Source organism: Paraburkholderia sp. BGA-UO-ETr-F21 (assembly GCF_059567925.1).
On the sequence record NZ_JCAQOY010000039.1, the window covers coordinates 475,246 to 495,777 of the forward strand.

The 20,532-nt window shown below is 63.1% G+C and carries 16 protein-coding genes and 2 pseudogenes; 14 read left to right on the plus strand and 4 right to left on the minus strand.

Translation table 11 applies throughout. From position 1 onward, the window contains the following. The first annotated feature begins 38 nt into the window (after positions 1-38). A complete protein-coding gene (locus tag AC57B1_RS31605) occupies positions 39-683 on the plus strand; it encodes a cysteine dioxygenase family protein (protein ID WP_496419677.1) in 645 nt (214 codons plus the stop codon). 187 nt (positions 684-870) lie between these two features. Continuing rightward, entirely contained in the window at positions 871-2,304 is a 1,434-nt protein-coding gene (locus AC57B1_RS31610) for an NAD(P)-binding domain-containing protein (RefSeq protein ID WP_496419678.1), read from the plus strand. Between the two features lie 142 nt (positions 2,305-2,446). Here AC57B1_RS31610 and AC57B1_RS31615 read toward each other — a convergent pair whose 3' ends face one another. Both AC57B1_RS31615 and AC57B1_RS31620 read right to left on the minus strand, forming a co-directional pair. Beyond that, positions 2,447-3,730: a multidrug effflux MFS transporter gene (locus AC57B1_RS31615; RefSeq protein WP_496419679.1), complete on the minus strand. Its 1,284-nt coding sequence runs from the start codon at positions 3,728-3,730 to the stop codon at positions 2,447-2,449. A gap of 90 nt (positions 3,731-3,820) precedes the next feature. Beyond that, complete coding sequence (locus AC57B1_RS31620) at positions 3,821-4,804, minus strand: aldo/keto reductase (RefSeq protein ID WP_408293899.1); 984 nt, start codon at positions 4,802-4,804, stop codon at positions 3,821-3,823. A 148-nt stretch (positions 4,805-4,952) separates the two neighbouring features. Here AC57B1_RS31620 and AC57B1_RS31625 point away from each other — a divergent pair, with 148 nt between their 5' ends. The 5 genes and pseudogenes from AC57B1_RS31625 to AC57B1_RS31645 all read left to right on the plus strand — a co-directional run bounded on the left by AC57B1_RS31625 (position 4,953) and on the right by AC57B1_RS31645 (position 9,433). Continuing rightward, the gene (locus AC57B1_RS31625) at positions 4,953-5,861 is read left to right on the plus strand and encodes a LysR family transcriptional regulator (protein ID WP_408342107.1); all 909 of its coding nucleotides are present in this window, start codon (positions 4,953-4,955) and stop codon (positions 5,859-5,861) included. Positions 5,862-6,096: 235 nt separating this feature from the next. Then, complete coding sequence (locus AC57B1_RS31630; RefSeq protein WP_496419680.1) at positions 6,097-6,843, plus strand: SDR family oxidoreductase; 747 nt, start codon at positions 6,097-6,099, stop codon at positions 6,841-6,843. Positions 6,844-6,912: 69 nt separating this feature from the next. Further along, positions 6,913-7,221: pseudogene (locus AC57B1_RS31635) on the plus strand (2Fe-2S iron-sulfur cluster-binding protein); the annotation flags it as partial. 106 nt (positions 7,222-7,327) lie between these two features. Beyond that, positions 7,328-7,486, plus strand: a pseudogene (locus tag AC57B1_RS31640) (hypothetical protein); the annotation flags it as partial. Positions 7,487-7,648: 162 nt separating this feature from the next. Then, complete coding sequence (locus AC57B1_RS31645) at positions 7,649-9,433, plus strand: FAD-dependent oxidoreductase (protein WP_496419681.1); 1,785 nt, start codon at positions 7,649-7,651, stop codon at positions 9,431-9,433. Between the two features lie 62 nt (positions 9,434-9,495). Here the strand turns inward: AC57B1_RS31645 and AC57B1_RS31650 are convergent, their stop codons facing one another. Continuing rightward, positions 9,496-10,338 carry a shikimate dehydrogenase family protein gene (locus tag AC57B1_RS31650; protein ID WP_496419682.1) on the minus strand — a complete coding sequence of 281 codons (843 nt, stop codon included), beginning with the start codon at positions 10,336-10,338 and terminating at the stop codon, positions 9,496-9,498. A gap of 329 nt (positions 10,339-10,667) precedes the next feature. Here AC57B1_RS31650 and AC57B1_RS31655 point away from each other — a divergent pair, with 329 nt between their 5' ends. From AC57B1_RS31655 to AC57B1_RS31675, 5 genes are all read left to right on the plus strand, one after another. Next, complete coding sequence (locus AC57B1_RS31655) at positions 10,668-12,419, plus strand: FAD-dependent oxidoreductase (protein WP_408342115.1); 1,752 nt, start codon at positions 10,668-10,670, stop codon at positions 12,417-12,419. Continuing rightward, entirely contained in the window at positions 12,416-13,027 is a 612-nt protein-coding gene (locus tag AC57B1_RS31660) for an NIPSNAP family protein (protein ID WP_091806593.1), read from the plus strand. The genes AC57B1_RS31655 and AC57B1_RS31660 overlap by 4 nt, the downstream gene beginning before the upstream one ends. Positions 13,028-13,072: 45 nt before the next feature. Next, positions 13,073-13,906: a sugar phosphate isomerase/epimerase family protein gene (locus tag AC57B1_RS31665; RefSeq protein WP_408342119.1), complete on the plus strand. Its 834-nt coding sequence runs from the start codon at positions 13,073-13,075 to the stop codon at positions 13,904-13,906. A 103-nt stretch (positions 13,907-14,009) separates the two neighbouring features. Beyond that, on the plus strand, positions 14,010-15,395 hold the full coding sequence (locus AC57B1_RS31670; RefSeq protein WP_496419683.1) for an MFS transporter: 1,386 nt from the start codon (positions 14,010-14,012) through the stop codon (positions 15,393-15,395). A 98-nt stretch (positions 15,396-15,493) separates the two neighbouring features. After that, positions 15,494-16,354: an IclR family transcriptional regulator gene (locus AC57B1_RS31675; RefSeq protein WP_496419684.1), complete on the plus strand. Its 861-nt coding sequence runs from the start codon at positions 15,494-15,496 to the stop codon at positions 16,352-16,354. A gap of 105 nt (positions 16,355-16,459) precedes the next feature. Here the strand turns inward: AC57B1_RS31675 and AC57B1_RS31680 are convergent, their stop codons facing one another. Then, positions 16,460-18,229 (minus strand): FAD-dependent oxidoreductase, encoded by a 1,770-nt coding sequence (locus AC57B1_RS31680; protein ID WP_496419685.1) that lies wholly within the window; start codon positions 18,227-18,229, stop codon positions 16,460-16,462. Between the two features lie 115 nt (positions 18,230-18,344). Between AC57B1_RS31680 and AC57B1_RS31685 the strand changes: the two genes are divergently transcribed. Both AC57B1_RS31685 and AC57B1_RS31690 read left to right on the plus strand, forming a co-directional pair. Then, positions 18,345-19,241, plus strand: coding sequence for an NAD-dependent epimerase/dehydratase family protein (locus tag AC57B1_RS31685; RefSeq protein WP_408342125.1), 897 nt, complete (start codon positions 18,345-18,347; stop codon positions 19,239-19,241). Positions 19,242-19,459: 218 nt separating this feature from the next. After that, positions 19,460-20,335: a VOC family protein gene (locus AC57B1_RS31690; protein WP_496419686.1), complete on the plus strand. Its 876-nt coding sequence runs from the start codon at positions 19,460-19,462 to the stop codon at positions 20,333-20,335. The last annotated feature ends 197 nt before the right edge of the window (positions 20,336-20,532 follow it).

Genomic DNA, 20,532 nt, shown 5'->3' on the forward strand with positions numbered 1-20,532 from the left:
CCTCGCCGCGAGCGCAATTCGTCCCATTCCTCACGATCATGACCACGACCACCACCGCCACGACTGATGAAACCCGCAACGACGTCTCCACGCAACGACACGAAGCCGTGCAGGCACTACTCGCCGACGCCCGCCGCATCATCGGCGAAAAGGGCGTGACGCGCGGAGCGATCAAAGCGCTGAGTGAGCGGCTGCTCGAACTCGCGACCCATCGCACGCTGTTCGATGCCGCTGACTTTCCACCGCCGCAACCCGGCAGCGGCGACACGTCGACTCGCTACCGGCTCAACCCGGGTGAAGACGGTTTCGCGCTTTATCTGAACTCGCTATTGCCGGGCAAGACGACAATCCCGCATAACCACGACACATGGGCCGTGATCGCTGCAATCGACGGCGCGGAACTCAACCGCCTCTACCGGCGTATCGACGATGGCCGCGACCCGGATCGCGCGCAACTCGAACTGGCGCAGGAAGTGGTGGTGCGCCCAGGCGTGCCGATCGCATTTCTGCCGGACGATATTCACAGCATTCATGTGGGCGGCGCGGAACCTACGCTGCACTTTCACCTGTACGGCCGGCCGCTCGAAACGTTGACAGGGAGACTTGGCTTCGAAACTGACACAGGTCTCGTGGTGCGTTACAACGCGACGCACATGGAACGCGCGACCCAGGCGGTCGGCTGATGTCGGCGCGCGGCGATGGATTGCTGACGCGCGTTCTGCACGCATCGATCGCGCCGACGACAGGATCGCCCAGGACCGGCACTGCACGGGCTTGCTGACCGACGAGGGCAACAAGTGACACAGGCCGCCTTCGCAACGGTTGCGCCAACTGAATCGGCAATATGCCGCCAACAAGGAAAATTGATCGATGACACACACGACTCACCCCGACGACGAAGCGCGCCGCACCCTCGAACTGCTCGGTCCGGCGCCCGAGAACTGGGTCCCGGACCAGCCGGGTATCGATCACAACGTGTTCATCGTCGGTGGTGGGCAGACTGGCTGTGCGTTCGCGTTTGCGCTGCGGCGGGCCGGCATCGGCCGAGTGAGCGTGATCGATGCAGCCAATGACGCGTCGAAGGCCGGCGTGTGGCTGACCCGCGCGCGCATGAACAAGCTGCGTACGCCGAAGTCGCTGGTCGGGCCTGAAGTCGGTCTACCGGGGCTCAGCTTTCAGGCGTGGCACGAAGCGCGTTTCGGCGCGGCGTCGTATCGTGAGATCGATCGCATTCCGCGTGAGCAGTGGGCGCAGTATCTGGCGTGGTACCGCGAATTTCTCGACATCCCGATTCGTTACGGCACACGGCTCGTGAGAATCGAACCGCTGGGCACACATTTCCGCCTGCATCTCGAAGAAAGTGGCAACGCGCGCGTCGAGACGGCGCGCAAGGTGCTCCTGTGCAACGGTGTAGCGGGCAATGGCGGCGCGTTCGTGCCGCGCGTATTGGCACAATTGCCGGCGTTGTTAGTGGCGCATACGTCGCACGACATCGACTTTGCCGCGTTGCGCGGCAAGTCAGTCGCGGTGCTCGGCGGCGCGGCCTCCGCATTCGATGCGGCGGCGAGCGCACTCGAAGCGGGCGCGGCCAACGTGCATCTGTTCGTGCGACGTGCGGCGCTGGCGGCCGTGCCGGTCTCACGTGCGCGCGCCTACCCCGGCGCCTACGACAACTATTTCGATTTGCCCGACGCGCTGCGTTGGGCGCAGGCGCTTCGCTTCAAGCGCTCGGGATCGACCGCACCGCTGGACTCGCTTCAGCGCGTTACACGTTTTCCGAACTTTCACCTGCATACCGGCGCGCAATGGGAATCCGCGCGTGAAGTGGAAGGGCGCATCGCGGCGCAGGTGTCGGGCGAAACGTTCGAGTTCGACTTTGCGATTGCGGGTACGGGCTATTTCATCGATCCATCGGCGCGGGCAGAGCTGGTGGATTTCGCGTCGCACATCCGGCTGTGGAGCGATCAGTACGCACCACCCGCCAGCGATGCCGACGAAGGGCTCGGCGCGCATCCGTATCTCGGCGCGGCGCTGGAGTATCTGGAGAAATCGCCGGGACAGGCGCCGTATCTGAAAGACATCCACGTCTACAACCCGGCGGGTTTCGTCAGCGCCGGTGTGCCGGTAGGCGACGTGCCGAGTATGAAGCGCGATATTCCCGCGGTGGTCCGCCGTATCAGCCGCGACCTCTTTCTTGCAGATCTCGATTCGCATGCCGCGCGACTTGCGGCGGATGTCCCGGCGGACTTCGACGAAACGGCGTATGCGTCGAGCGTCTGGCAGCGTGAGGCGTCCAACGCTTGAGGAGGAGAGATGCAGGTGCGCCTGGCGTCTGCATCTCCGTTGTCACGACTGTCGTTTGTGCGCCGGAGCAGAGTCCACGTAGTTGATGCCGAGGTCGATTCGGTCAGCAAAGCAAGGTGAGCCGGGTATTACCCGCAAGGTCTCATTTAGCTGTGGTCGCTACGCCGGAGATCGCGACAGACCGCGGCACGAGCAGCGTGGCGCAAAGCAGGCTGCCGATCCCCATCGCCGCGATCACGGCGCCCATTGGCCAGGGCGTGCCATCGGCGAAGAAGCCCACGAGTGCCGAGCCCAGAACGCCCGTACCGTACTGGCTTGCGCCGATGAGCGCCGACATGGTGCCGGCGCGCGCGGGGAATACGCCGAGCGCACCCGCAATCGCATTGGCAACGATAAAGCCGGTCGTGGAAACGAAAAGGAACAGGGGAATCACGAGGCCGACCAGGCCGCCCCAGTCCGTCCATGCGTTGATGGCCAGCAGCATCCCGGCGATTGCCGCGCCCCACGTGCCGGCACGCATCAGACGGTCACTGCCGTAACGCCTTACCAACCTGGCGTTGATCTGGTTCGTGATCATGATCCCTGCGATGCCCGCTGCAAACAGCACGCCATAGCGCTGCGGCGAAACGTGGTGATAGGTGATGTATGCGAACGGCGTGCCGGCAACATACGCGTACACGCCGCCGTAAAGGAATCCGCCTGCGCCCGCGTAGCCGAGCACCCGGCGATGCTGCAATAGCGTGGCATAGGCGGCGAGCGCGCGGCCGAGCGGTTCGTGATTGCGGCGCGCCTCGGGTAGCGTTTCGGGCAATGCGCCCAATGCGGCGAGCGTCGCCAGCCCGACACCGACCAGCACCCAGAAAATCGCGCGCCATGACGCCACGTGAAGAATGAGGCCACCCACGCTCGGTCCGATCAGCGGCGCGATCGCCATGATCGTCATCAGTGTCGACATCATCTGGGCCGCGCGATGGCCGGTGTAGAGATCGCGCACCATCGCGCGGGCGAGCACGACACTCGCGCACGCGCCCCCGGCCTGCACGACTCGCCAGCCGACCAGCGCACCGCTGCTGGCCGACAGCGCACAGCCGGCCGATCCAATGATGAACAGCACGAGTCCGATGGCGATCGGCATACGGCGGCCGTAACGGTCGCCGATAGGACCCCACAGCAGTTGGCCCACACTGAACCCGATCAGATAGCTGGAGATCGTCAGCTCGATCGCACCGGTGTCGGCGTGCAGCGAGAGCGCCATCGCGGGCAGGGCAGGCAGATACAGGTCCGTCGAGATCGACGCGAACGCCATCAGGAGGCTCAATATGGCGAGGATCCGCAGACCTTGCTGGTCGGCTGCGGGTGTCACGCTTTCCGTTGCAGTGCCGGGCAATGATGCCGCTGGAGCGGGTGAGCGATTATTCAACGACATGGTCTGGCATTTCTTTTAAGCCAATAGCGCTCCTGCGTTGCCGCAATCTTGCGACGACGCAGGCGCAAACGGGTGGGGCGAAACGTTGGTCTAGCGGTCGACGCGCTGCTGCAAATGGGCCGGATAACGATCACCCACGACCTTGATCTGCTTCAACGCCGCTTCGATAGCGGCGAGATCGGCCGCCGACAATTCGACCGCGGCCGCGCCAATGTTTTCTTCCAGCCGATGGATCTTGGTCGTGCCCGGAATCGGCACGATCCACGGCTGTTGCGCCAGCAGCCACGCAAGCGCGATCTGCGCGCGCGTCGCACCCTTGCCATCGGCAATCTTGCCGAGTACCTCGACGAGGCCGGCGTTGGCCTTACGGTTCTCTTCGGAGAAACGCGGCACGACATTGCGAAAATCGGTCTTGTCGAACGACGTGGTCGCATCGATCGCGCCGGTCAGGAAGCCCTTGCCGAGCGGGCTGAACGGCACGAAACCGATGCCCAGTTCTTTCAGCGTGGGTAGCACCGTCTCTTCCGGCTCGCGCCACCACAACGAATACTCGCTCTGCAACGCTGCCACCGGCTGTACGGCGTGGGCGCGGCGGATCGACTGCGCGCCGGCTTCGGACATGCCGAAGTGCTTGACCTTGCCTTGTGCGATCAGATCCTTGACGGCGCCGGCCACGTCTTCGAGAGGCACATTCGGATCGACGCGATGCTGGTAGAAGAGGTCGATACGATCGGTTTTCAGCCGCTTGAGCGATGCCTCGGCGACCGCACGGATGCGTTCGGGCCGGCTGTCGACGCCTTTGGTCACGTCGCCTTCCGTGAAGCCGAACTTGGTTGCGATCACCACCTGATCGCGAAACGGCGCAACGGCTTCTCCGACCAGTTCTTCGTTGAAGAACGGACCATAGGCTTCGGCGGTATCGAAAAACGTGACGCCTTTTTCGAAAGCCGACTGAATCAGCTTGATGCCTGCCGTCTTCTCGGTGGCCGGTCCGTAGCCGTAGCTCAAACCCATGCAGCCGAGGCCTAGTGCCGAGACTTCGAGACCGCTGTTTCCAAGTTTGCGCTTTTGCATCTGCATTCTCCTTTCGAAAAGTGACGAGCGTGGAAGGCGGCCTGTGCGGAGGGGCGCCACTCGACGTTCAACAGCTTCAAGCTTAGGCTGTTGTGCGTAGTTCAACAATACGGCTAGAATTGCAAAAGGTTATGAGGAAAATTCACTTATGTTGCGAGCCGGCTTATCCGAACTGACTGCATTCGTCGCGATCGCTCATCAGCGAAGCTTCAGTGCGGCGGCGCGGACCTTGGGGGTCTCGCCGTCCGCGTTGAGTCACGCCATGCGGGGACTCGAAGCAAGACTCGACGTGCGCCTCTTCAACCGGACCACCCGCTCGGTCGCGCTGACCGAGGCGGGTGAGCAATTGTTGCGACGAGTCGGGCCTGCCATTGCCGATCTCGAAGACGCCGTGAACGAGGTCGCTTTCGCACGCGACCGCCCGTCGGGTTCGATCCGTATCAGCGCCTCCGAATCAGCCGCGAAGTCGATCGTCCAGCACGTGCTGCCCGATTTTCTGGCGACTTACCCGGATATCCACGTGGAATTCGTCGTGGACACGCGGCTCGTCGACATCGTGGCCGACGGTTTCGATGCGGGCATCCGCGTTCACGAGGATGTGCCGCGCGACATGATCGCCGTGAAGTTCGGCCCCGACCTGCGCTTTGCCGCGGTGGCGTCGCCTGATTACTTTGCGCGCCATGAGGCGCCGAAGGCACCGCACGATCTGGCGAAACACCGCTGCATCCGGTTCCGCTTCGAGAGCGGCACGCTTTATCGATGGGATCTCGAATATCACGGCAAAAGCGCGAGTATTGATGTCGACGGCCCCATGACGCTGGGCAACACGAACCTGATGGTCGAGGCGGCGCTGGTGGGCATCGGCATTGCCTGGGTGCCCGACTATCTGGTTGCCGAACACCTCGCGGCGGGGCGGCTCATTCAGGTGCTGGCCGAATGGAGCCCTTCGTTTCCGGGCTTGAGCCTCTATTACCCCGCCAACCGCCATCCTCCCACTGCGCTCCGGCTATTCGCACAGGCGGTGCGGGATTGGGCCAACACCGCCGGTGTGCGTTGATTGCCGGCTTCGGGCAGCACGCCGCGCGCTTGCTCGGGTGTTTCGTAGAGCTTGTCGATTTCAATTTGGAGAGTCTTTCCCGCGCGTTGGGTTGAGACTCCCTGCTAGTGTCGCTTGCTTAAAGACGATTTGTGAATTGCGCGCACAAGGGCATGCGCGCTAGCGGTCTTTTTCGTGCGGCGAGCCGCCTTTACCATCAATGATTCATTTGAAGGAAAGCGGAGGTGGCTGAAACATGACGCAGAATATCAAGGACAAGGTAGTCGTTATCACGGGCGCAAGCAGCGGGTTGGGTGAAGCCACGGCGCGCCTGCTTGCGTCGCAGGGCGCGATTGTCGTGCTGGGCGCGCGGCGGCTCGACCGGATCAATGCGCTGGCCGAGACCATCGTCGCGGATGGCGGCGTGGCGCTGGCCGTCGCGATCGATGTCACCGATGCGGCACAGGTCAAACATCTCGTCGACACGGCGGTCGAGCAATACGGGCGGGTCGATGTCATGCTCAACAACGCGGGCCTGATGCCGCACTCGTTGCTCGAGCGCGGCAAGATCGAAGATTGGGACCGCATGATCGACGTCAATCTGAAGGGCGTGCTCTACGGCATCGCCGCGGCGCTGCCGCATATGAAGGCGCAAAAGAGCGGGCACATTATCAATGTGTCGTCGGTGGCCGGCCATAAGGTGCGTCCGGGCAGCGCGGTCTATGCGGCGACCAAGGCCGCAGTGCGCATGCTCACCGAGGGACTTCGCCAGGAAGTGAAGCCCTACAACCTGCGCACCACGATCATCTCGCCGGGCGCTGTCGCCACGGAACTGCCGGACAGCGTGACAGAGCCCGACGTCGCGAAGGGCGTTCACGATTTCTACGAGCAATTCGCGATTCCCGCAGAATCGTTCGCGCGCGTGGTGGCCTTCGCCATGAGCCAGCCCGACGAGGTGGACGTGAACGAAATCCTGTTCAGGCCGACTAGTCAGGAACTGTAGGCCGCGCATTCGTTCCTTGCGAATCGACCGAAACAGCACACCGGGCCGTCACGCTGCACTTTCCTGAAAATGTGCGTCGTCAGCGCGACGGCCACGCCGTGGTTGCATCCGGCGGGAGCCGCCACGCGGAACAGCGAGCCGAAGCCCGTGCCCGATACGGGCAAGCCAGGCCATGGCAAACATCGCATTCAACTGAACGTCAACGGACAGACGCACACGCTCAGCGTGTCCGCCAATGTGATTCTGCTCGACGTCGTGCGCGACAGTTTGCAACTGACGGACGCCATGAAGGGTTGCGATCACGGGCAGTGCGGTGCGTGTACGTTGCACGTCAACCGCAAGGCGGTCAATCATGGCTCTCATTGGCGATCCACCATGAAGGCGATCACATCACCGCGATCGAAGGACTGGAGGGAAAGGGGGCTATCGTGTTCAGCAAGCGCTCTGGGAGTACGACGCATATCAATGCGGCTACTGTACGACCGGACAGATGATAAGCGCCGTCGCGATCCTGCGCGACCCCAACATGGCTGCCGACGACGCCAGCGTGCGCGAAGCGATGAGCATGACGCAATGTCGACCTCGCGCAAAAATAGAATCTTCGTTTGAGACTCGTCGTTCCGACGCCCCGCGTGGTCCATGAATACAAGCGGACGACATTGACACAAATCTTCTAATCTGGAATAGTATTCAACAAATAACGTCATTCGTATCTTCAGACGTTGACTGGGGGCTCGGTCGTCGATGAGCCCGGCCATGGCAGATTCAGCGCCCCACCAGGGCTCATTTCGTAGTAACTGTGGAAATGAACACTTCAACCCAGATGGACTGCGACCTGCTCGTGATCGGCTCCGGCGCCTCGGGGCTGGCCGCGGCGGTCACTGCGGCATGGCATGGTCTCAAGGTCGTCGTAGTGGAAAAAGACGCCGTATTCGGTGGTGCAACGGCATGGTCGGGCGGCTGGATGTGGGTTCCAGGCAATCCGCTGGCGAGGCGCGCGGGCATCAATGAAGACCCGCAACAGCCCCGCACCTACCTCAGGAACGAACTCGGCCACCGCTACGACCCGGAGCGTATCGATGCATTTCTCGACAACTGCGCGCACATGGTGTCCTTCTTCGAAGAGCATACGTCGCTGCAGTTTGTAGACGGCAACGGCATTCCCGATGTACATGGCAACGTCGAAGGTGCAGCAACTCAGGGTCATCAGGTCATTGCCGCACCGTACGATGGGCGGCAGGTCGGCCCGCTGATCAAACGTCTGCGCAAGACAATGCGCGAAACCTCGTTCATGGGCATGCCGATCATGGCCGGCGCGGACCTGATGGCTTTTCTGAGCGTGACTCGCTCTCTCAAGTCCTTCACGCACGTCACAAGGCGTTTCACGCGGCATTTGCTCGATCTGGCGCTGTACGGCCGCGCCATGCAACTGGTGAACGGTGTCGCACTGGTCGCGCGCCTTGCCAGGTCCGCGCAGGACCTCGGTGTGACCTTGATGGAGTCCGCACCTGCAACGAGACTGGTGTTCGAGGGTAAGGCGGTTCGAGGGGCGATAGTCTCGACGGCCCGGGGCGAAATAACGATTCGCGCGGCGAAGGGCGTCGTGTTGGCCGCCGGCGGGTTCCCCAATGATGTAGCACGGCGCAAGGCGCTTTTTCCACGCACACCCACCGGCCGCGAACACCTCGCGTTGCCGCCCGAGAGTTGCTCTGGCGACGGCGTGAGTCTGGGCGAATCGGCGGGTGGCAGCCTTGTCACGGATGTCGCCTCGGCTGCCGCGTGGGCGCCCGTGTCGAAAGTTGAGCACGCTGACGGCAGCATTGGCCACTTCCCGCACATTATCGACCGCGCCAAGCCCGGTGTCGTCGGGGTGCTCTCCAACGGCAAGCGCTTCGTGAACGAGGCGGACGGTTACTACGACTACACCTCCGCCATGGTCGCGGCGGCGCCAGAGGGGCAGGAAGTGGCGTCGTGGCTTGTCTGCGATCACCGGTTTTTGCGCCGGTATGGTCTGGGTTACGCACGGCCTTTCCCTGTGCCGGTCGGATCTTTGATCCGCAGCGGTTATCTGCAACGAGGTTCAACGATCGAAGAGCTGGCTAGGCGTTGCGGTATCGATCCTGATGCGCTGGCGGCCACGGTCAGCTTCTACAACGAGCATGCGCGCCGTGGTGAGGACCCTCTGTTTGGACGCGGCTCCACGCCGTATAACCGAAAGGGGGGCGACCCTTTGCACAAAGGCCCGAATCCTTGCGTCGCGCCGATCGAGCACGGACCTTTCTACGCGGTCAAGGTATTCCCGGGCAGCTTCGGCACGTTCGCAGGCCTGAAGACCAACGGCTCCGCTCAGGTGCTCGACGAGAATGGCCAACCTGTTGCCGGCCTGTATGCGGTGGGAACGGACATGGCCAGTGTGATGGGCGGTTTCTATCCGTCGGGCGGCATCAACCTCGGTCCTGCAATGACGTTCGGTTACGTCGCCGGCCGCCATGCGGCCAATGCCATGGACTACGAACCTCATGACAACGAGGCGCTCGCCACCACCGGCGCATCAAAGGTGTCGAACCGGATGCCGCTTCCCACCCACTGACGGCAGGACTTCTTCTGGCGCGCTGTGCACACGCTGTTTCGCGTGTGCACAGCGCGTTTTACTTATGGCAGCACGTCCAGCAAAAACTCCACCATGCGGTCGCAGACCCGGCCGAACATCTGCGTGCCTGTCACTGTCTTGCATCCCCGTGCGCGCGCTGCTTCGATCAAGGGTGTCAGCGGCGGTTTGGTCACGACGTCGCCCACGAAGGTCCCGGCTCGAAGGCGTGACACGTCGATCGGCAATGGGTCGTCCGCACGCATGCCGAGCGGCGACGCGTTGACCACGATATCGAAGGTGTGCGCTTGCACGTCGGAGGCGACGCTACGCACCCTGCCGCGCTGCAGCGCATTGAGCCGGTCGACCAGAGACGTCGTACGGCCCGCGTCGTTATCACGAATGTCGAGCGATGTCAGTCCCGCACTCACTAGCGCGTGGCCGATCGCCGATCCCGCCCCGCCTGCGCCCACGAGTAGCGCGCGCTTGCCGGTCAGATCACAACCCGCATCCGTTAGCGCTGCCACGAATCCTGTGCCGTCGAACATGGCGCCGTGCCAGTCGCCATCGGGCGTGCGGCGCAGCGTATTGACCGCGCCGAGGAAACTCGCTTCGTCGGAAAGCGTCGCGCAGTACCCGGCCGAGTTGAACTTGTGGGGCACGGTAATGATCACGCCGTCGACATTGCGCATCGGCGTGACGCCCGCGAAGAACGCGGGCAGATCGGCCGGCGCCACGTGGGCGGGTACCACCAGCGCGTCGCGCCCCGCTGCCCGCAGCGCGCCCGTGACGCCGGCAGGCGAGCGGACCTGGGCGATCGGGTCGCCGACAATGAAATAGATACGCGTCGCGCCGCTAAGGCCTTCATCGAGCGACGGGGAAAACGAAGATGGGTTCTGCTGGCTCATGCTGTGTTCAACCTCCTGTGGTGTCTATGTGTCCCATGCGCAACGAGTACCGCGGCCCGCTTCCATCAAGCGCCGCGATCGTCGTCGCTGCTCCATTTAGATGAACTTTAATCCTTAGTGGAATAGTATTCAATAATTAAAGTTAGTTCGATCTGCGACCAATGCCTGTCGGTCCGGGCGCGTCGCAGCGCACAGATCAAGGTGGCGCAGACGAGCAGGAGCCGGACGTGTCGCGACGGGGTAGGATAAGTCCTGTTTGAATAAAATGGTAAAGTGGAATAGTATTCAACATAAATGAGGTATCCCTTTAGAGACGAAACAGGTTGGTCATGAAGCGTGAACCGATGCTCGAATGTGACGTGCTGGTGTTGGGCTCAGGCGCGGGTGGTCTGGCCGTTGCGGTCACCGCCGCTGTGCGCGGACTGCGCGTGATCGTTGCGGAGAAGGAGGCGGTTTTCGGGGGCACGACGGCGTGGTCCGGCGGATGGATGTGGATACCACGCAACCCCCTTGCCGTGCGCGCAGGGATCACCGAGGCGGCGGATGCGCCGCGCACCTATCTGCGCAACGAACTCGGTTCTCATTTCGATGCGGCCAGAATTGGCGCGCTGCTGGAGCACGGTCCGCGAATGGTCGAGTTCTTCGAACAGCATACGTCGATGCGTTTTGTCGACGGCAACCGGATTCCAGACTTCCACACCACGCCGGGCTTCGGGACCGGAGGCCGCTCGGTCTGCGCGATGCCGTTCGACGGCCGCGAGTTGGGACCGTTGATCCACAAGCTACGACCGCCGCTCGGCGTCACGACGCTCAAGGGAATGGCGATCGCCTCGGGTGCTGACCTCGCTCATTTCTTCAACGCGACACGCTCTCTGCGTTCCGCACTGCATGTCACGCGGCGATTAGCGACATTTGCCGTGCATAAGCTTCGCTATGGCCGCTCGATGCATCTGGTCAACGGGCACGCGCTGGTTGCGCGGCTGCTGAAGTCGGCCGCGGACCATGGCGTCGATCTGCGCGTGAACGCGAAAGCCGTAGGGTTGCTTCGCGAGGCGGGGCGCGTGGTGGGCGCTCGCGTCGAGATCGATGGTGTTGCCAACGAGGTGCGAGCTTTGCGCGGCGTCGTCCTGGCCTGCGGCGGCTATCCGCATGACGCTGCGCGGCGCGCGCAAACCTTCGCTTACACGCCGTCGGGACGCGAGCATTGGTCGGCCGCGCCACGCTCGAATACGGGCGACGGCATTCGCATGGGCGAGGCGATTGGCGGGCATTTCGATGGCGCGCTTGAAGCGCCCGCGGCGTGGGCACCTGTGTCGCTCGTGCCGCAGCGAAATGGCCGGCCTGCCGTTGCGTTCCCGCATCTGATCGAACGCGCCAAACCGGGTGTGATTGCGGTGACGCGCGCAGGTAAGCGGTTCGCCAATGAAGCGTCGTCCTATTACGACCTGATGAGCGCGCTCTTCGATGCCACTCCGGCAGGCGAAGAAGTGTGCGCGTGGCTGGTGTGTGACCATCGTTTCCAGCGCCGTTACGGTCTGGGCGTGTCGAAGCCGTTTCCGTTTCCGACTCGCCCGTACCGTCGTACGGGGTATCTCAAGCGGGCGAGCAGTCTCGCCGAGCTGGCAATACAGTGTGGCATCGATCCACAGGGTCTCGCGAGCACCGTGGCGGCCTACAACACGCATGCAAAGGACGGCGCCGATCCGCAGTTTCATCGCGGCACCACACCCTACAACCGCGTGCAGGGCGATGCACGGCACAAGCCGAATCCGTGCGTCGCGCCGCTCGAAAACGGCCCGTTCTACGCGATCAAACTGCTTCCCGGCAGCCTCGGCACATTCGCCGGCCTCGCGACCGATGCTGCCGCTCGCGTTCTGGACAAAGAGAACCGGCCGGTGGCCGGACTCTACGCCGTCGGCAATGACAGCGCGAGTGTGATGGGCGGCTGTTACCCGGCTGGCGGCATTACGCTCGGCCCCGCGATGACCTTCGGTTATCTCGCGGGCCTTTCTCTCTCCGGTCTGAATCAGACGGAGTCGGTTGAAGAATCCTCACATCATGCGCAAGGACAAATGCAATGACTCTCTATGACGTAGTGACGCTCACCGTGAAAATAGGCTCGAATCCGCAGGTTTTCGAAAGCATCAGGTCAAGCGGCAAGCAGCCCGGCTCGACACTGTTCGGCTGCTGGTATTCGGACATCGGCGCGCTGGGGCAAGTGATGGTGTTGCGCGGCTTCGAATCGGAAGCCGCATTGATCACCGAGCGCAAGCGCATGCTGCTCGAAGGCAACCCGTTCGGTTGCGGCGAGTTTGTCACCGACGTGAAGATCGACAGCTACGCGCTGTTCCCCTTCCTGCCGCCGATCGAACCCGCCGTGCACGGCGGCATCTACGAGATGCGCGTCTACGGCACGAAGCTCGCGAGCCTGCAGCACACCATCGACGCGTGGGAAAAAGCGTTGCCTGAACGCACGCAGCGCTCGCCGCTAATCGGTGCGATGTATTCGCTCGATGGCACGGTGCCGCGCTTCCTGAACATCTGGGCATATGCGGGCGTCGACGAACGTTCGCGGATTCGCGCCGAAGCGGTGAAAGACGGCGTCTGGCCGCCCAAGGGCGGTCCTGCGCATCTGACCACGATGGAATCGACGATCTATGTGCCGGCACCGTTTTCACCGCTGCGCTGAACACGCTCTGCAAATGAAATGACTAATCGAACCGAAGGAAATGACATGACACAGCACAACGCTCGCGCGCTTTCTCTCTCGGCGCTGACCGTGCTTGAGCTGACGCCGCCGCAAATGGTGGAATGCGCGGCGCAGGCGGGCTATGACTACGTCGGGCTGCGTCTGTTGCCCGCCACCGATCAGGAAGTGCGGCACGAGATCGTCGGCGATACGCCGTTGAAACGTGAAACGCTGGCGCGCTTGCGAGACACGGGCATCAAGGTGCTCGACGCGGAGATTCTCCGCCTGAAGCCGGAGACCGATGTGACGGACTACGCGCCCATGCTCGAGACCGCGGCGGAACTGGGCGCACGCTACGTGCTTGTGGCGGGTAACGACCCCGACGAAGCACGCACGGCGGAGCGTCTCGCGCAACTCTGTGATCTCGCGAAACCGCTCGGACTGTCCCCCTCGCTCGAACCGATGCCGTGGACGAATGCGAAGGACATCACGCAGGGCGCTCGCATCGTCAAGGCAGCGGGCCGCAGCAATACCGGTCTCATCATCGACCCGCTTCACTTCGATCGTGCCGGTTCGTCGACTGCAGAACTCGCTGCACTGCCGCGCGAGTACTTTGGTTACGTGCAGTTTTGCGATGGGCCCGCAGAGCGTCCGACCGACCTCGAGACACTGCTGTTCCAGGCCCGCTGCGAGCGGATGATTCCGGGCGAAGGCGGGATCGATCTCGTAGGCATCCTGCGCGCGCTTCCCGATCATTTGCCGCTCAGCATCGAAGTGCCGACGGAGCAATGGGCGAAAACCGCGCCTGCGCTCGAACGTGCGCGCAAGCTGCGCGAGGCGACGCTCGACGTGCTCGCCCGGGCTTACGCAGTGGACTGATGCGCGTGACAGGGTAAAACGCAGTCCGTCGAAGCGCGCGCAAGATGCTGCTCGGACTGGCATCCATTATCGACAACAACAAATAACCTTCCGGAGACAACCTATGAATGCTTCACTCCAGGCCAACCGGCCGAACACACGGGCGTCGGCTGTCATCGACGTACAAAAGCTTCTCGACGAACAGCCAGTCGGACGGTTCCAGATTCTCGTCCTGATGATGTGCATGGTCATCGTCACGCTCGATGGCCTCGATACCGTGATGATCGGTTTCATCGCGCCGGCGCTATCGGGCGCGTGGGCCATTCCACGCGATGCGCTGGGTCCCGTCATGAGCGGCGGCCTGCTCGGACTCGCTTTCGGCGCGCTGTGCGCGGGACCTCTCGCCGACCGCTTCGGCCGCAAGACGGTCATGACGATCGCTGTGCTGTTCTTCGGCGTGTGGAGCCTCGGTTCGGCGTTCGCGAGCAACGTGACCGAGTTGACCGTGCTGCGCTTTCTGACCGGCCTCGGGCTCGGTGCCTCCATGCCTAATGCGGCGACATTGATGGCCGAGTACGCGCCGCAGCGCTGCCGCGCACTGATGGTGACGACCGTGTTTTGCGGCTTCACGCTCGGTGCCGCGGGTGGCGGCTTCGTGAGCGCCTGGCTGATTGCGGCCTACGGCTGGCACTCAGTGTTGATACTCGGAGGCGTACTGCCGATTCTCTATGTTCCGCTGATGATCAAGTGGTTGCCCGAATCGGCGCGCTATCTGTCGCTCAAGGAGACGCGCCGTGCGCGGCTCGTGCGCGTGCTGAACCGCATCCAGCCGGACATGGCGGACGAAGCAACGCGTTTCGTCGCACAGGACACCCAGCAGCGCGAGCGCAGCCCGGTGCGCCTGATCCTGTCGCGCGACTACGTATTCGGCACGGTGATGTTGTGGATCTGCTATTTCGCGGGCTTGCTGACTGTTTATCTGTTGGGCAGCTGGCTGCCGACATTGATTCGGGGCGCGGGGTTCACGCTCGGGCAGGCGGCGATCGTCGGCGCGCTGTTTCAGGCGGGCGGCACGATCGGCTCGCTCGCAATCGGCTGGCTGATGGACCGCCTCAATCCCCACCGCGTGTTGGGCGCAACAGTGTTCGTGGGGGGTGTCTTTGCGTGGTACATGGGTTTGCCGGGGCATGGAATCACGGGTATCGGCATGCTTGCGTTCGGCATGGGCTACTGCATGAACGGCTCCAACACCGGCTTTTGCGCCTTGGCCGCCGGTTCTTATCCGACCCGCATGCGCGCCACCGGCACTAGCTGGATGCTCGGCATTGGGCGCTTTGGCGGCATTGCAGGGGCGATGCTCGGCGCCAGCATGCTGCACGCGAATTGGGGCTTCGGTGAAGTGCTCACGGCGCTTGCGGTTCCCGCAACGGTAGGTGCCGCGGCGGTGCTTCTCAAAGGCGCTCGACATCGCGGCTCAGTACTGCGGGTTGAAGGCAGCGCAAGCCACTAGGCAATCGACACGAACCGCAGTGCGATTTGCATCCGCTTGAGTTCCGGTGTGGAATCGTGTTCTCATTCGGTATCTAAGTCGAATTGAGAGTGCAATCCATGGCTGGGAATCTTGAGCGGGCATTGGCCATCATCGAACTGCTCGCGAAACAGGGCGGCAGTTTGCAACTGGCCGCGATCGCCGACACGCTGAATATCCCGCGCAGCGGCACGCATCGCTTGCTGGCCGAGCTCACCGAAGAAGGGTATGTGCGGCAGGACGAGCACGGCGAGTATGTGCTGGCGCTCAAGCTGGTCTCGCTTGCATTGATGTGGCTGTCCACCGGGGGTGTGCTCGATATTTCGCAGCCCGTGCTCGACCGGCTGGCGTCGGCCTCGGGCGAACTCGCGCGGCTCGGGGTGGTCGAGGACGATCACATTACGTTTGTCGGCAAGGCGCAGGGCGCTCGCTCCGGTCTTCGCTATGACCCGGACATGGGCAGTCAGCCGCCCCTTCACTGCACTGCGAGCGGGCAGGCGTGGCTGTCGAGCATGAGCGACGAAGAGGCGCTCGAGCTGGTTTCGCGCCAGGGAGGAATTGGCAAGGCGGGGCAGACCGGGCCGAGAGCGCCGAAGTCGATCCAGCAGCTTCTTCAGGATCTGGCCGGCGCGCGCAAACGCGGCTATGGCGTGGCGAGCGACACGTATGAAGTCGGCATGACCTCGATGGCAGCGGTGATCCGTCATCCAGTGACGGGCCTCGTCGTCGGCGTGGTGAGTCTGGCCGGACCGACGAGCCGGTTGCCGGATGCGCGGCTCAAGGAGCTTGCGCCTGCGTTGCTCGAAGCGGCATCGGATATGGGAGCGGCCACGCTCAGTTCGCCGTATTTCAAGCGCAGCCTGAAAGTGGTGCCCGTTGCCGCGGCGAGCGATGTGCGGCCCGTCGTGGCCAAGCGCAAAGGACGGCCTCGGGCGGCGTGACCGTGCGCGGAGCCGGGCGGGGCGCCCGGCTCGCGGTATGTTCATGTCGGTGAGTCACGAGGGCGCTCAACAAAAGTCTTCCTGTTGCCAGATTCACCAACGGTTTCACACAGTCGCGCGCGGCGGCGCGATGGCATCGGCCTGCTTCAGCGCAACCGAACCCGACGCGGCGCGTGCCGCATGCTTTGCGACTCGCCAGCCAAATACGATGGCTGGTCCGAGCGTGGTCCCAGGGCCGGGGTAGGTGCCGCGAAATATCGAGGCGAGGTCGTTACCGCATGCGTAGAGGCCAGGAATGATATGGCCGTCGTTGTCGAATACCTGGCCGTTGGCGTTGCCGGCCAGACCCGCGCTGCAGGCCAGATCGGCAGGCCAGACCGTCACCGCGTAGTACGGCCCCGGGCCGATCGGGCGAATGCACGGATTCGGCTGTTGGGCGGCATCTCCATTGAAACGGTTCATCGGGCTCGAGCCGCGTTGAAACGCGGGATCCAGGCCCAGCGACGCGTCGCGGTTGCAGATGCTAACGGTGCGCTCGAGTCCCCCCGCGTCGACGCCTAGCTTTCCGGCGAGTTCGGCCAGCGTGCCGCCCTTGATCAGATAGCCCGCCTTTTCAAAACTGGCGATACGGTGGTGGCTTCGCTCGCGCATGAGCAGTCCGAGACCGTAGTCGCGAATGAAGGCGGCATCCACGACCAGGTGGGCAGGCACGCTCTGAGCGTTGCCCGCGCTGCGCAACATACCCATGACGAAGTCGTGATACGAGTCCGACTCGTTGACGAAACGTTCGCCGAGGTTGTTCACCGCGATTAGTCCTGGCTTCGCCCGATCGAGAATGATGTGCGGCCAGATACTGTCCTGTCCGTCGCGTGAACGCAAAATCGAGCAGGGCATCCAGAGGCCGGGACTGTCGTGCCCATCATTGAGCTGCGCGTTGATCTTGAGCGCACTGCCTACGCCGTCGCCGGTATGCGTGTCGGGCGAAAGCGATAAGGGTTGGGCGCCGGCGGGGAACAGTTGCTTGCGCAGAACCGGATGGCGGGTAATGCCGCCGGTAGCAAGCACCACGCCGCGACGCGCGCGAATACGCTTGCGACCAGCGCCTTTCTGTTCGACCACGGCGCCGGTGACTTCGCCTTGCTCGATCACCAGCTCAATCAACGGTGTTTCGAAGCGGACTTCCACTTTCTGTTTGCGCAAGCTGTAGAAGAGCCGTGCGGCCAGCGCATTGCCCATGACAAGCTGAGTGCCGCGTGGATAGCGCAGCCTGTCCATCACGTAGCGACCCACCACCGCCAGCGTGCGCGAGAAGTTCTTCCTGGAGGCGAACGGCGCGAGCAGCGCGTCGAGATCGGTGCGCGCCACCATCATGCCGCCGAGACCCATGAACTCTTTGCGTGGCGGTCTCACACGGACGAATTCGTCGCCGAGCAGGCGTCCGTCGAACGCGACCGGCGCGAGCGCGCGCCCACCGAAGGCCGCGCCGGGTCCCGTCACGTAATCCGGGTGCGCGCTCGCGGCGACGAATTTCACCTCGCTGATGCGCTGGAGTTCGTCGATCGCTATCGGCCCGCTTTCCAGAAACGCCTCACGCGCTTCGTCGCCGCCGCGATCGCCGACCACCGACGCGAGAAAACGCCGCGCGTCGTCGACGCTGTCGGGCACGCCCGCGCTCGCGCTCAATTGCGTGCCTGGCACCCAAGTCGTGCCGCCCGAGGTGGACGTGATTCCGCCGACGGCGTCTGTCTTTTCACACACGAGAACCTTGATGCCTTCGTGATGCGCGACCAGCGCGGCGGTCATGCCGCCTGCGCCGGCACCGAAGACCAGCAGGTCAACTTCATCGTCCCATTGTGTTTGCCTTGCTTCGTTCATGCCTCGTGTGTCTCCGTCTGCTTTGTACAGAAATGTGTAGAACAAGTTTTGTTAATGGAATAGTATTCCAAAAAACTCGAAAATCAAATATTTCCCTGCAGAGGAGGAGCGAGCGATGCGGATATTGGTGACGGGCGGGAGCGGTTTTCTTGCTGCATGGATCATGCGCCGTCTACTGGCGCGCGGTGTTGGCGTGCGGGCGTTCGACCTGCGCCGCGATGCGCGCTTGCTGGGCGAGCTCGCGCCCGATCAGGCAGGTGAAGTCGAATGGATGACGGGCGACATTGCTGTCGCGGGCGACGTGACCCACGCGCTGCAGGGTTGCGATGGTGTCATTCATCTGGCAGGTGTGCTCACGCCCAGTTGCGCGAGCGACCCCGTACGCGGCGCGCAAATCAATCTGATCGGTACGCTGAACGTTTTCAACGCCGCGCGCGCGGTGGGTGTGCGCAGCGTGCTTTATGCCAGCAGCGCAGGCGTTTTCGGCCCCGACGACGGCGCGTTGCCCCATCCCGAAACGCACTACGGCGCGTTCAAGCTGGCCTGCGAAGGCTCGGCGCGAGCGTATTGGAACGACTGCGGCCTCGCCAGCATTGGCTTCCGGCCACTCGTTGTGTATGGTGCGGGACGGGAAACCGGCTCGAGTGCGGGCCCGAGTCTCGCGTGCCGCGCGGCGGCTCGCGGCGAGGCGTACACGATTCCGTTCACGGGATCGACCGGCCTCGTATTTGCCGACGATATCGCCGCAGCGTACGAAGCCGCACTCTTCGCGCCGGCGCAAGGGGCACACGTGTTCACCCTCGCAGGGGAGATCGCCGCCGTCGATACGGTGATCGAGCGGCTGTCCGCGTTGGCGCCCGGCGCCCGCCTCGATAGTGCCGGGCCGCCATTGCCCATCGCCACCGAATTCCCGAGCGATCCGGCGCTCGGCCGTCTGCTTCCGGGTTTGCCCGCTACGTCGCTGGAAGACGGGTTGCGACAGACGTTCGCTTTCTACCGCTCGCGGCGATAGGTTGGGCTCCGCTTGTTCTTGCGCTGATCGGTTGGTTCATTTGGGGCTCGTGTGAATCAGCGCAGTGGCTTTGCGGAGCGGGGCATCGTATATTTTGATTCTTGGGGATCGCAGGCGCATTGAATTGCGCGAAGACGGTCGTGCGACAAAGAACGTCGCATGAGCCCCCTAGTCAAGGATTGATGCATCCTAAACCATGGAGCTTCGAAGGCAATCAGATGGAACGTTTCGATTACGCACGCGAAGACACGGGCAATCTGGTCCTGCTCGAACATGTCAACCTCACGATACCGGACCAGCGCCTCGCGACTGCTTTCTATGTCAGCGGACTTGGACTCACCCGCGATCCCTTCTTGATGACCGGCGTAAGCAATATGTGGATCAACATCGGTCGTTCTCAGATTCACTTGCCGCACGGCGCCGCACAACGCCTGCGAGGGCGCGTCGGTTTAATCGTGGGCACGCGGCAGTCGTTGATCGAACGACTGCGCGCAGTTCAGTCAGTGCTTGAAGGGACTAGCTTTGGATGGAGCGAGCGGGCCGACTGCATAGAGGTCACCTGCCCATGGGGAAACCGGTACGACTGCCTTGATCCGCACGCGTACGCAGCGGGCGCGCCGTGGTCGGGCATCGATCTCGGCATCGCTTATGTGCGACTCGATGTGCCCATCGGTTGCGCGGCGCCGATTGCGGGGTTCTATCGTGAGTTGCTCGATGCGTCCGTCGACGTGCGCGAACACAATGGTTCGCAGCAGGCGGTGATCGCGGTCGGCACGCATCAGCAACTTATCTACGCGGAAACACCTGATGCAAGCCCGGACTATGACGGGCACCACCTCCAGATCTATGTGGCCCAATTCTCCGAACCGTATGCACGGCTCGCAGCGCGCGGGCTGGCCTATGGCGAAGAGCCGCATCAATATCGCTTCGCCGACCTCATCAATCTCGCGAGCGGTGCGCATTGCTTCAGGCTCGAACATGAGGTTCGTAGTTTGCGGCATCCGCTCTATGCGCGACCGCTCGTGAACCGGAATCCGGAGCAGAGTAACCGGGACTATCGTATGGGTGGAGACGTGCGCAGCGGCGCGTTCTAGGCGGACCTCGCAACTGCGCCGATTCGGGGCCTTCATTCGGCCCGCCGGTTCACTATGTAGCGTTGCTTGGCCCGTACAACAGCGCGAGGCATTCTAGCGCCAGGCCTCTGAAGCAGGAGGCTCTGCACCCCACCAGGCGATTGCGCAGCCCTCGAGTGGGCAGAATGACGTTCGCATCTCCGCGACAGGCGGCATGA

Coding starts and splice junctions, on each gene's coding strand:
- AC57B1_RS31605 (WP_496419677.1), top strand. CDS start 39: ATGACCACGACCACCACCGCCACGACTGATGAAACCCGCAACGACGTC.
- AC57B1_RS31610 (WP_496419678.1), top strand. CDS start 871: ATGACACACACGACTCACCCCGACGACGAAGCGCGCCGCACCCTCGAA.
- AC57B1_RS31615 (WP_496419679.1), bottom strand. CDS start 3,730: ATGTCGTTGAATAATCGCTCACCCGCTCCAGCGGCATCATTGCCCGGC.
- AC57B1_RS31620 (WP_408293899.1), bottom strand. CDS start 4,804: ATGCAAAAGCGCAAACTTGGAAACAGCGGTCTCGAAGTCTCGGCACTA.
- AC57B1_RS31625 (WP_408342107.1), top strand. CDS start 4,953: ATGTTGCGAGCCGGCTTATCCGAACTGACTGCATTCGTCGCGATCGCT.
- AC57B1_RS31630 (WP_496419680.1), top strand. CDS start 6,097: ATGACGCAGAATATCAAGGACAAGGTAGTCGTTATCACGGGCGCAAGC.
- AC57B1_RS31645 (WP_496419681.1), top strand. CDS start 7,649: ATGAACACTTCAACCCAGATGGACTGCGACCTGCTCGTGATCGGCTCC.
- AC57B1_RS31650 (WP_496419682.1), bottom strand. CDS start 10,338: ATGAGCCAGCAGAACCCATCTTCGTTTTCCCCGTCGCTCGATGAAGGC.
- AC57B1_RS31655 (WP_408342115.1), top strand. CDS start 10,668: ATGAAGCGTGAACCGATGCTCGAATGTGACGTGCTGGTGTTGGGCTCA.
- AC57B1_RS31660 (WP_091806593.1), top strand. CDS start 12,416: ATGACTCTCTATGACGTAGTGACGCTCACCGTGAAAATAGGCTCGAAT.
- AC57B1_RS31665 (WP_408342119.1), top strand. CDS start 13,073: ATGACACAGCACAACGCTCGCGCGCTTTCTCTCTCGGCGCTGACCGTG.
- AC57B1_RS31670 (WP_496419683.1), top strand. CDS start 14,010: ATGAATGCTTCACTCCAGGCCAACCGGCCGAACACACGGGCGTCGGCT.
- AC57B1_RS31675 (WP_496419684.1), top strand. CDS start 15,494: ATGGCTGGGAATCTTGAGCGGGCATTGGCCATCATCGAACTGCTCGCG.
- AC57B1_RS31680 (WP_496419685.1), bottom strand. CDS start 18,229: ATGAACGAAGCAAGGCAAACACAATGGGACGATGAAGTTGACCTGCTG.
- AC57B1_RS31685 (WP_408342125.1), top strand. CDS start 18,345: ATGCGGATATTGGTGACGGGCGGGAGCGGTTTTCTTGCTGCATGGATC.
- AC57B1_RS31690 (WP_496419686.1), top strand. CDS start 19,460: ATGGAACGTTTCGATTACGCACGCGAAGACACGGGCAATCTGGTCCTG.